Annotated in this window: 9 protein-coding genes; 5 read left to right on the top strand and 4 right to left on the bottom strand. The window is 53.6% G+C overall.

Going from position 1 to position 11,817, the window contains the following annotated elements:
- Positions 1-211: 211 nt before the first annotated feature.
- Both pta and ackA read right to left on the bottom strand, forming a co-directional pair.
- Positions 212-2,359 carry a phosphate acetyltransferase gene (gene pta, locus K6958_RS14025; RefSeq protein WP_249891715.1) on the bottom strand — a complete coding sequence of 716 codons (2,148 nt, stop codon included), beginning with the start codon at positions 2,357-2,359 and terminating at the stop codon, positions 212-214.
- A 66-nt stretch (positions 2,360-2,425) separates the two neighbouring features.
- Positions 2,426-3,628, bottom strand: a complete 1,203-nt coding sequence (ackA, locus tag K6958_RS14020) for an acetate kinase (protein ID WP_249891714.1) — start codon at positions 3,626-3,628, stop codon at positions 2,426-2,428.
- 334 nt (positions 3,629-3,962) lie between these two features.
- Here ackA and yfbV point away from each other — a divergent pair, with 334 nt between their 5' ends.
- The 4 genes from yfbV to K6958_RS14000 all read left to right on the top strand — a co-directional run bounded on the left by yfbV (position 3,963) and on the right by K6958_RS14000 (position 7,629).
- A complete protein-coding gene (gene yfbV / locus K6958_RS14015) occupies positions 3,963-4,412 on the top strand; it encodes a terminus macrodomain insulation protein YfbV (RefSeq protein WP_249891713.1) in 450 nt (149 codons plus the stop codon).
- Between the two features lie 135 nt (positions 4,413-4,547).
- Positions 4,548-5,042 carry a YfbU family protein gene (locus tag K6958_RS14010; RefSeq protein ID WP_249891712.1) on the top strand — a complete coding sequence of 165 codons (495 nt, stop codon included), beginning with the start codon at positions 4,548-4,550 and terminating at the stop codon, positions 5,040-5,042.
- A gap of 13 nt (positions 5,043-5,055) precedes the next feature.
- Positions 5,056-5,715: a sugar phosphatase gene (locus tag K6958_RS14005; protein WP_249891711.1), complete on the top strand. Its 660-nt coding sequence runs from the start codon at positions 5,056-5,058 to the stop codon at positions 5,713-5,715.
- Positions 5,716-5,793: 78 nt separating this feature from the next.
- Complete coding sequence (locus K6958_RS14000) at positions 5,794-7,629, top strand: SLC13 family permease (protein ID WP_249891710.1); 1,836 nt, start codon at positions 5,794-5,796, stop codon at positions 7,627-7,629.
- Position 7,630: 1 nt separating this feature from the next.
- On the opposite strand, the gene yfbR is transcribed toward K6958_RS14000, so the two are convergent.
- Entirely contained in the window at positions 7,631-8,230 is a 600-nt protein-coding gene (gene yfbR, locus K6958_RS13995; RefSeq protein ID WP_249891709.1) for a 5'-deoxynucleotidase, read from the bottom strand.
- Between the two features lie 109 nt (positions 8,231-8,339).
- Positions 8,340-9,557: a pyridoxal phosphate-dependent aminotransferase gene (locus K6958_RS13990; RefSeq protein ID WP_249891708.1), complete on the bottom strand. Its 1,218-nt coding sequence runs from the start codon at positions 9,555-9,557 to the stop codon at positions 8,340-8,342.
- Positions 9,558-10,551: 994 nt separating this feature from the next.
- Between K6958_RS13990 and lrhA the strand changes: the two genes are divergently transcribed.
- Entirely contained in the window at positions 10,552-11,478 is a 927-nt protein-coding gene (lrhA, locus tag K6958_RS13985; protein ID WP_249891707.1) for a transcriptional regulator LrhA, read from the top strand.
- Positions 11,479-11,817: the final 339 nt, after the last annotated feature.

Genomic DNA, 11,817 nt, shown 5'->3' with positions numbered 1-11,817 from the left:
CGCTTCGCTTGTTTTCCTTAATTGACGTTTGCCGCCTCGCTTATTTATTGACGGGTTAATGCATCCATCTTTTGCAAGGGTGCCAGGTCCGCTATCAGAATTTATCAGGCGGAAAGAAATTAAATAGAGAGTTATTTTCGGTAAGCGGATAGCCAGCCGCGCAAAATAAAAAGGCGGCCCGCAGGCCGCCTTTAATCAGTAGCAAATTATCTTACTGATCTTCCGCCTGTGCAGCCTGAATCGCGGTCAGGGCGATGGTATAAACAATATCATCAACCAGCGCGCCGCGTGACAGATCGTTAACCGGCTTACGCATGCCTTGCAGCATTGGTCCGATTGAAATCAGATCGGCTGAACGCTGTACCGCTTTATAGGTGGTATTACCGGTGTTCAAATCCGGGAAGATAAAGACCGTGGCGCGACCGGCAACCTGAGAATTCGGCGCTTTGGATTTTGCCACATCTTCCATAATGGCCGCGTCATACTGCAGCGGACCGTCGATGACCAGATCCGGACGTTTTTCCTGCGCAATGCGCGTCGCTTCGCGTACTTTTTCCACATCGCTACCCGCGCCGGAATTGCCGGTAGAGTAGGAGATCATCGCGACGCGCGGCTCAATACCGAAAGCCGCTGCGGAATCCGCCGACTGAATAGCAATTTCTGCCAGCTGTTCGGACGTCGGATCCGGGTTGATGGCGCAGTCGCCATAAACCAGAACCTGTTCCGGCAGCAGCATAAAGAATACCGAAGAGACCAGCGAGCTGTTGGGCGCCGTTTTGATCAGCTGCAGCGGTGGACGAATAGTGTTAGCGGTAGTATGTACCGCGCCGGAGACCAGGCCATCTACTTCGTCGCGCTCCAGCATCATGGTGCCCAGCACCACGTTATCTTCCAGCTGCTCTTGCGCCACCACTTCGGTCATGCCTTTGTTTTTGCGCAGCTCAACCAGACGCGCAACATAATTAGCGCGCGCCACTTCCGGATCGACAATCTCGATACCTTTGCCCAGTTCGACGCCCTGCGCCGCCGCAACGCGCTGGATTTCGTCCGGATTGCCTAACAGCACGCAGTTCGCAATGCCGCGCTCGGCGCAAATTGCCGCAGCCTTGACGGTACGCGGTTCGTCGCCTTCTGGCAGCACGATGCGTTTGCCCGCTTTGCGCGCCAGCTCGGTAAGCTGATAACGGAAGGCTGGCGGAGAGAGACGACGGCTGCGCTCGGAGGTGGCGGTAAGGGATTCGATCCAGTCGCTGTTGATATGGCTGGCAACATATTCCTGAACCTTCTCGATGCGCTGAGTATCGTCGCTCGGCACTTCGAGATTGAAGCTCTGCAGGCTGAGCGAGGTTTGCCAGGTATTGGTTTTAACCATAAAAACCGGCAGGCCCGTCTGAAACGCACGTTCGCAGAGTTTGTAAATAGGGGCGTCAATTTCATAACCGCCGGTCAGCAGAATCGCGCCGATCTCAATGCCATTCATCGCCGCCAGACAGGCAGCAACCAGCACATCAGGACGGTCGGCGGAGGTCACCAGCAGCGAACCCGGACGGAAATGCTCCAGCATATGCGGCAGGCTACGTGCGCAGAACGTCACTGATTTCACGCGACGCGTCTGGATCTCGCCTTCGTTGATCACGCGCGCGTTCAGGTGACGACACATATCGATCGCACGGGTGGCGATCAGGTCGAAACTCCAGGGAATGCAGCCCAGCACCGGCAGCGGGCTGTTGGCAAACAGCTGACTCGGATCGATATTCGCGACGCTGGCTTTCGTGGAGTCATCAAAGATTTCTGACAGATCCGGGCGGGTGCGGCCCTGTTCATCCACCGGCGCGTTAAGCTTGTTGATGATGACGCCGGTAATGTTTTTGTTTTTGCTGCCGCCAAAGCTGCTTTGCGTCACTTCGATGCGCTCTTTCAGCTGCGCCGGCGAATCGTTGCCCAACGCGGTAACAAAGACGATTTCCGCATTCAGGGTTTTGGCGATTTCGTAGTTAAGCGCGCTGGCGAACTGATGTTTACGCGTAGGCACCAGGCCTTCCACCAGCACCACTTCCGCGTCCTGGGTATTAGCGTGATAGCGGGCAATGATCTCTTCCATCAGCACGTCCTGCTGGTTTGAACCCAGCAGCGATTCTACGCGTGACATCTGCAGCGGCTCAGCGGCGGGAATGGAGGAGTTTTTACGAATGATGGTGGTGGTCTGGTCAGGCGTATTGCCGCCGGCGCGTGGTTGCGCGATGGGTTTGAACACGCTGAGGCGAACCCCTTTGCGCTCCATCGCACGAATAACGCCAAGGCTGACGCTGGTCAACCCGACGCTGGTGCCGGTAGGGATAAGCATAATGGTACGTGACACAGTAAACCTCTCAGGTATTTCAGGCTGTCAAAACAACTCCGCCAGCCTGAGCTGACGGAGAAAGTCTTATGCGGTAAGGCGCGCGGCGTCGCGGGCGATAACCAACTCTTCATTGGTCGGGATAACCAGCGCCGGACGGGTGCCTTCTTTATTAATGAAGCCTTCCTGGCCGAAGCGTGCCGCCAGGTTGCGCTCGTGATCAACCTCGAAGCCCAGCAGCGCCAGTTTCGCCAGCGACAGCTCGCGTACCATCGCCGCATTTTCACCGATACCGCCGGTAAACACCACGGCATCCAGACGACCGTCCATCATCGCGCTGTAAGAGCCGATATATTTGGCCAGACGATGGCAAAATACGTTCATCGCGCGTTTTGCATCTTCTTTGGTGGTGTAGTTTTCTTCTACATAGCGGCAGTCGCTGGTGACGCCGGTCAGGCCCAGCAGGCCAGACTCTTTGGTCAGCAGCTTATTGATAGCATCCACAGTCATTCCCAGCGTATCGTGCAGGAAGAAAATGATCGCCGGGTCGATATCGCCGCTGCGCGTGCCCATCACCAGACCTTCCAGCGGAGTCAGGCCCATTGAGGTATCCACGCACTGGCCGTTGCGGATAGCCGATACAGAGGCGCCGTTTCCCAGGTGACAGGTGATGACGTTCAGCTCTTCCACCGGCTTATTCAGCATGCGGGCCGCTTCCATCGTCACATAGTAGTGGCTGGTGCCGTGGGCGCCATAGCGACGAACGCCATGTTCTTTATACAGATTATAAGGCAGGGCGTAGAGGTAAGACTCTTCCGGCATTGTCTGATGGAACGCCGTATCGAAAACCGCTACGTTTTTATCGGAAAGATGCGGGAAGTTTTTCAGCGCTTCGTCAATGCCGATCAGGTGCGCCGGGTTGTGCAGCGGCGCAAAAGAAGAGGCATCTTTAATGCTTTGTACCACTTCATCGCTAATCAGTACGGATTGGGTCAGCTTTTCACCGCCGTGAACAATACGATGGCCGATTGCAGCAATTTGTGCCGACAGCTCTGGTTTTTGTGCCAGAATGTTTTTAACAATAAAGTTCAGGGCTTCGCTGTGGGCTGCGCCCGCGCCCAGCTCAGCTTCCTGTTTGGAGCCGTCCAGTTTCCATTTGATACGCGCTTCAGGCAGATGGAAGCATTCGGCCAGACCTGAAAGGTACTCTTTACCGTCAGCCGGATTAAGGATGGCAAACTTAAGGGAAGAGCTACCGCAGTTCAGAACCAGTACTAACTTACTCGACATGGAAGTACCTATTAGTCAAAAGTGGCTAAAAAAAAAGCAATCAGTCTATCATCGTAGTGTATGAAAGCTGGTACATTAATGATTATCATCATACTGCCAGCAAAAAGTTATCCGACAGCAAAAAAAGACGGTAATTTTACGTAAAATTTTGAAAGTTGTGTCGCTTCCAACGGCTCCACCTCAAAATAATAAGAATTATTCGCTTTAGCAGCCCTGATAACGCGCTCAGAATAACGGCAGTGCCGCGTAAAAACAAAATTTTTTGAAGGTTGTCACATAAAGTTGTTTCGTTGCTTAAATTTTTTAAATCTTGCAAAAGAAGTTGAGGTGAGCCATGGCAAATGAATCCAGCGTCGGTTGGTTTAAAACATTCCAGCTTGGACAGCACTACATGAAAACATGGCCGAACGATAAACGCCTCGCGCCGGTTTTCCCGGAAAACCGCATCAGCACCGCCACGCGCTTTGCGATCCGTTTTATGCCGCCGTTAGCCATTTTTACCCTGACCTGGCAAATTGCGCTGGGCGGACAGCTGGGGCCGGCAGTGGCCACCGCGCTGTTTGCCTGTAGCCTGCCGATGCAAGGGCTGTGGTGGCTGGGGCGCCGTTCCGTTACGCCACTGCCGCCCGCGCTATTAAACTGGTTTCACGAGGTGCGCGAAAAATTGCAACAGGCCGGGCAGGCGATTGCGCCGGTTGAAGGCAAACCCACCTATCAGGCGCTGGCGGATCTGCTAAAACGCGCTTTCCGTCAACTGGATAACACTTTCCTTGACGATCTCTGAATAAGCGGTGGGTTGCCAGGATTTTTTTCTCCGGCAACCCGGCTTAAATCAAAGAAAGGCTGTCTTGTGATACCGCCTTTTTATGCGTCGTGCGATTCTTGAACAACCTTTTATTGTGCTTAATGGGAGTTAAAGATGGACATGACGCATGCTCAGCGTTTAATACTTTCCAACCAATACAAACTGATGACGCTGCTCGATCCGGAGAATGGCGAGCGTTATCGCCGCCTGCAAACGATTATTGAACGCGGATATAGCCTGCAGATGCGCGAGTTAGATCGCGATTTCGGTGAGCTGGGCGAAGAGGTTTGCCGCACCATTATCAATATTATGGAAATGCACCATGCGCTGCGGGTATCCTGGGAAAATCTAAAGGATCGGGCTGGCATTGACGAGCGCCGGCTACAGTTCCTGGGGTTTGATGCGGCAACCGAAGCGCGCTACCTGGGCTATGTGCGTTTTATGGTTAACGTGGAAGGGCGCTACACCCATTTCGATGCCGGCACGCACGGCTTCAATGCCCAAACGCCAATGTGGGATAAATATCAACGCATGCTGGCCGCCTGGCACACCTGCCCGCGCCAGTATCATCTTTGTGCGACCGAGATCGCGCAAATCATCAACGCCTGAGAAGGAAACGCGAGTGAAGTGTAAAGGTTTTTTGTTTGATTTAGACGGCACGCTGGTCGATTCTTTACCTGTGGTAGAACGCGCCTGGAGCAACTGGGGTAAGCGTCACGGCATCGATGCGAATGAAATTCTGGATTTTATCCACGGCAAGCAGGCCATCACTTCACTGCGTCACTTTATGCGCGGCAGCAGCGAAGAGGAGATCCAGCAGGAATTTAAACGACTGGAACAAACCGAAGCTGAAGATACCGAAGGCGTAACGGCGCTGCCCGGCGCCTGTGAGCTGCTGGAGCAGCTGAACGCGCTGGCGATTCCCTGGGCGATCGTTACCTCCGGTTCGGTGCCGGTTGCCTCCGCGCGTCGCCAGGCGGCAGGCCTGCCGTTGCCTACCCATTTCGTGACCGCCGAACGCGTTGAAAAGGGCAAGCCGGAGCCGGATGCTTATCTGCTGGGCGCCGAACTGCTTGGCCTGTCGCCCGCTGATTGCGTGGTGGTGGAGGATGCTCCCGCCGGGATTCTTTCCGGTCTTGCCGCAGGCTGTGCGGTTATCGCAGTAAATGCGCCCGCGGATACGCCGCGCCTGGCGGAAACCGCGCTGCAGCTGACCAGTCTTAGCGCGTTGCGCGTTACCAAAGACGATGACGGAACGATAACGGTGCTAACCCAGGAGTGATTGATTTAACCCCGCTATCGCGGGGTTTATTTTATGGCATGCTGCACGCATTCAGGGTTTTCTGACACGGAAAGAGTGGTGAATAGTCAACTTCTTTGGGTGATTGGGCTGCTGGGTGTAACCGTCTGGCTGTTTGCATCCGGCAGGCTGCGCATGGATGTGGTGGCGCTGCTGGTGATTATTGCCTTTGTGCTGAGCGGTACGTTAACGCTGCAGGAAGCCACCATCGGCTTTAGCGATCCCAACGTGATTTTGATTGCCGCGCTATTTGTGATTGGCGAAGGATTAGTGCGCACCGGCATCGCATTGCAGACTGGCGAATGGCTGATGAAAATTGCTGGCAACAGCGAAAGCAAAATGATTTTCTGGCTGATGCTGACGGTTGCCGGACTGGGCGCGTTTATGAGTTCTACCGGCGTGGTGGCGATCTTTATTCCCGTGGTGCTGAGCGTGGCGGCGAAAATAGGCTCATCGCCCGCCAGGCTGATGATGCCGTTGAGCGTCGCCGGACTGATTAGCGGCATGATGACGCTGGTGGCCACGCCGCCGAATCTGGTGGTAAACAGCGAACTGCAGCGAGAAGGACTGGCGGGCTTTGGCTTTTTTGCCGTGACGCCCATTGGCCTGACGGTATTGGCGCTGGGCATTGGCTATATGTTGGTGGCGCGTTACTGGCTGGCAGCTCCCACTAAAGAAACCATGTTATCCGGCGCGCCGCGCCGGCGCAATTTTCGCGATCTGATCCGGGAATATCGGCTTAGCGGCCGCGCCCGCCGCCTGGCGATCCGCGCCGGTTCGCCGCTGATCGGGCATCGCCTCGATGACCTTAAACTGCGGGAGAAATATAGCGCAAACGTGGTCGGCCTGGAGCGCTGGCGTAAGTTTCGTCGCGTGATGGTGACGGTTACCGGGGATACCACCTTTCGCAGCGGCGACGTACTGCTGATTGATATGTCAGCGGCAGAAATCGATCTGCGGCAGTTTTGCAGTGAACAGCAGCTGGAACCGCTGATCTTGCGCGGCGACTATTTTTCCGATCGCGCACGTGACGTGGGGATGGCGGAAGTATCATTGATCCCCGATTCAGAACTGCCAGGCAAAAGCGTACGCGAACTGGCTTTCCGTCAGCGCTACGGGCTGAGCGTTATCGGCATTCGCCGGCGCAATAGCCTGCTGGAAGGGGCGCTGGCAGATGAAACACTGGAGGCAGGCGATATACTGCTGGTTATCGGCGACTGGCGGCGTATTCAGCAGCTACAGCAGCAGAAACGCGATCTGCTGCTGCTGGCGCTGCCTGCGGAAATTGATGAGGCGGTGTCGGCCCATAGTCAGGCGCCGCATGCGTTATTCTCTCTGGCGCTGATGGTGGCGCTGATGATCACCGATGTGATCCCTGGCCCGATAGCGGCAATTATCGCCTGTTTACTGATGGGAAAATTCCGCTGTATCGATATGGAGAGCGCCTACAAAGCCATTCACTGGCCGGGGCTGATTCTGATTGCCGGGATGATGCCGTTTGCGCTGGCGCTGCAAAAAACCGGTGGCGTGGCGCTGATTGTGCAGGGGTTAATGGATATTGCCGGCGGCAGAGGCCCGCATATTATGTTGCTCTGTTTGTTTGTGCTCTGCGCCAGCATTGGACTGTTTATCTCTAATACGGCAACCGCCGTGCTGATGGCGCCGATCGGCGTCGCGGCGGCCCAGCAGATGGGCGTTTCGCCTTATCCCTTTACCATGGTTATCGCTATCGCCGCTTCCGCCGCCTTTATGACGCCGGTCTCGTCGCCGGTAAATACGCTGGTGCTGGGGCCGGGCGGCTATCGCTTCGGTGACTTTGTTAAAATCGGCGTTCCCTTTACGCTGGTAGTGATGGGGATGAGCGTGTTGCTGGTGCCGCTGTTGTTTCCATTCTGAGTTATAGCGGCGTATCCTGTGATATCTCGTCCAGCGACAGCGTAAAGCTGGGCACAAAAACGGCGATGAAATAGTCCATCTCTTCGCTGCGCCGCCGCTCAAGCGTTTCCTCCAGGCGCGCCAATGCCCGCCGGAACTCATTGTTTCCGGCTGAAAGTTCCTCAAGACATTTCAGATAGGCGCATAGCGCATCGGCCTGTTTTAGGATGGCGGTTTCCGCCTCGCTCTGCTGCTGTTCATCCAACAATGGCCGCCACGCGTCCTGCAGCTCGGCCGGCAGCATTTCAATCAGCTTTTGGCGAGCAATCTCTTCGATTTTTTTATATTCGTGTGCAATCTGCGCATTGTAATATTTTACCGGTGTCGGTAAGTCGCCGGTCAGGACTTCGCTGGCGTCATGATAAAGCGCGATCAGCGCAATGCGTTCTGCGTTCAGGTTACCGTTAAACTTCTTATTTTTTATCAGCGCTAACGCATGAGCGACCATCGCAACCTGCAGGCTATGCTCAGAGACATTTTCCGTACGCACATTGCGCATCAGCGGCCAGCGATTGATCAGTTTAAGGCGGGAAAGGTGGGCAAAAAAATGGCTCTGCTTCATTGAAAAGGTTTCTCCTGTACATCGACTGCGGAAACCGGCAATTCCGGTCTCCGCAGCAACAGTATCGCCTTTTCATCCTCTGCGCTAGCGCGTGGAGGATACGCGCCGCTTACTGACGATAACCCTCAAGGAAACGGCCAAATTTACCGATGGCCATTTCCAGATCGTCGACGCGCGGCAGCGTCACGATGCGAACATGATCCGGCCACGGCCAGTTAAACGCGGTTCCCTGCACCAGCAGCACTTTCTCCTGGAGCAGAAAATCCAGCACCATCTTTTGGTCATCGTACAGGTTGAATTTTTTCGCATCGATACGCGGGAACATATAAAGCGCCCCCTGCGGTTTCACGCAGCTTACGCCGGGAATGTCATTAATCAGTTCCCACGCGCGCTGGCGTTGTTCATACAGGCGTCCGCCCGGCATGATAAATTCGCTGATGCTCTGGTAACCGCCCAGAGCGGTCTGAATGGCGTGCTGAGCCGGAACGTTGGCGCACAGGCGCATAGAGGCCAGCATCTCCAGTCCCTCAATATAGCCTTTCGCATGTTTTTTCGGGCCGTTCAGCACCATCCACCCCTGACGGAACCCCGCTACGCGATAGGTTTTCGACAGGCCGTTAAAGGTTACCGTCAGCAAATCGGGCGCCAGCGCGGCAATAGAGTGATGCTGGGCGGCGTCGTAAAGGATCTTGTCGTAAATCTCATCGGCGAAAATGATCAGATTATGCTCGCGCGCAATCTCAACGATCTCCATCAGCAGCGCTTTGCTGTAGACGGCGCCGGTAGGGTTATTCGGGTTGATAATGACAATGCCGCGCGTGCGCGGAGTGATTTTGCTGCGGATATCGGCCAGGTCCGGAAACCAGCCGGCAGACTCATCGCACAGATAGTGAACCGCTTTACCGCTGGAAAGGGAAACCGCGGCGGTCCACAGCGGATAGTCCGGCGCCGGCACCAGCATCTCATCACCGCTGTTCAGCAACGCTTGCATTGACTGAACAATCAGTTCGGATACGCCGTTACCGATATAGATATCTTCTACAGTCACGTCGCGCATATCGCGCGCCTGGTAATGCTGCATAATCGCTTTACGCGCCGAGTAAAGACCTTTTGAATCACAATATCCCTGAGCGCCAGGCAGGTTGCGAATAACATCGACCAGAATCTCATCCGGAGCCTCAAAGCCAAACGGCGCGGGATTACCAATATTTAACTTCAGGACCTTATTGCCTTCTTCCTCAAGACGTTTGGCCTCTTTTAACACCGGACCGCGGATGTCATAACAAACATTATCCAGCTTTGACGATTTTTCGATAATTGTATTCATTGCATGCGCCTTAACTGACAGAACTGCGTTCCTGCCGTGGAAATAAACCCGCTCAATTTACTCTTCTGTTCCCGACATTTGAAGGGCGAGGCCGGCTTTTGGCGCAACCGGGAATCATTGACGAGCTGGCTGGTATGCAACGTCAGCTAATCTTAATTAGCTGGATTAAAAAACCATTTTTTATCTAAGAATTAGGATAAATCACTACACAACCTCATCGGCTGTAAAAATCTCTTCACGGCATGCGAGCTGGATCAGAAAAAGTAACAAATTAAGATAAAAAAAGTAGATTGATACGGAACGAAACAGTTAAATTTTGCTACTTAAAGTGCCGATAACCGGAAGGAGGTAGAATGATTAAACAAGCTGGATTCTTTAGCGCCGTTTTGGCATCAACCATCCCATTGCGCTTCGGGATGCTTTTCAACCAGCGAGCCGTTAAAAGCAATCGTCAAAAAAAGACGCAATAATGCTAAAAGGGGGCTTTATTGATAAGAAAAATGCGATTGGGGCTTAAAAATTAGACGTCGTTGTGGCAGGATATCCATCAACGGACTTTGTGATAAAACAAACACGCCTGATTGTTGCTACGGTAAAAGCGGCGGCGGTAAAGGTTAAGTCCGGCAAATTATTACTTTTTTTGCGTCGCGCAGTTTTGCAAACGCATGATATCGAAGTTATGAACCAGCGGCCCCGTAGTTAACTTGCCTGAAGTTGGCGCGGTACCCATCAATAAGCAGGGCGCATTTTTGCGTCCGCAATAGCAGCGCCCAGGCGCTGTATGTTTTCGTTGTTACATACCGGCGGCACTGGCGGGTCTGCATGCATTCCTCCAGCGGTATTATGAAAAGCAGCTTTTCTTTATGCAGTGTTGAGCTGTCGTTTCCGGCTTTTCGGAAACGTCATTATTGCCATCTTAATCTCCGTCTGACATTTGATCGGCGGGAGTAACACCAGGGTAGTTGTTCTTAAATACTTATAAGTGAAGAAAAATATGACTAATGCCAATCGTCCGATACTCAATCTCGATCTTGATCTACTGAGAACGTTTGTTGCAGTAGCCGATCTCAACACCTTTGCCGCCGCCGCCGCCGCGGTATGCAGAACGCAATCCGCTGTCAGCCAGCAGATGCAGCGTCTGGAGCAGTTGGTAGGCAAAGAACTCTTTGCCCGTCATGGCCGTAATAAGCTGCTAACCGAACATGGTATTCAGCTGCTGGGTTATGCCCGCAAGATTTTACGCTTTAACGATGAAGCCTGTACCTCGCTGATGTACAGCAATGTGCAGGGCGTGCTGACTATCGGCGCCTCCGACGATACCTCAGACACTATTCTGCCGTTCCTGCTGAACCGCGTGACCTCTGTCTATCCGAAGCTGGCGATTGACGTACGCGTGAAGCGTAATCCCTTTATGATGGAAATGCTGAACCAGGGCGAAGTTGATCTGGTGGTCACCACCTCCAGCCCGGGTTCGTTTACGCATCAGGTGCTGCGTACTTCTCCGACGCTGTGGTACTGCGCGGCGGACTATATTTTCCAGCGCGGCGAAGCCATTCCATTGGTGCTGTTAGATGAGCCAAGCCCGTACCGTGATATGGCCATCGATCACCTGAATGAAGCGGGTATCCCGTGGCGTATCTCCTATGTCGCTTCCACGCTGGCTGCGGTTCGCGCCGCGGTGAAAGCCGGCCTGGGCGTTACCGCGCGTCCGGTAGAAATGATGAGCCCGGAGCTGCGCGTTATGGGCGCGGCAGAAGGCCTGCCGGTGCTGCCGGATACGCAATATCTGCTGTGCCGTAACCCAGATAGCGAGAATGAACTGGCGCTGGCTATTTTTAACGCCATGGAATCCAGCAACGATCCGTACAATCTGTCCTTAGCAGGGCAGGGCGATGCGATGTTACTGGATGACGAAGAATAAGTGAAAAAAATGAGATCCTTTCTCATTTAGAGCGGTTGTTGTCATAAAAAATGTTATAAAAAGGCTTCTTAGCGCATTTCCTGGCTAAGGAGCCTTTTTATTGGCCTTTTTCCTTGCCTTTTCGCCTTTCCTGAACCACTTTTAGTTTAACTGGCTTAGTAAAAATGAAACGCTTTTTTACCGAGCGCCGTTGCTGATTGTCTTTGCCTGCCGTTGCGCTTGCGCCTAAAAATTGCGCAAACAAATCGTTTGTTATTTTATCAAAAAGGGCAAAAGTGTGTCCTGGATCAAAAAAATACCCCTGTAAAGGGGCAGGAAATCTCCCGTTTTCCTGTCAAA

It is taken from the genome of Mixta hanseatica (assembly GCF_023517775.1).
Lineage (GTDB): Bacteria > Pseudomonadota > Gammaproteobacteria > Enterobacterales > Enterobacteriaceae > Mixta > Mixta hanseatica.
Note: the sequence above shows the minus strand (reverse complement) of the source record. Positions and strands in the feature narration are given on the sequence as shown.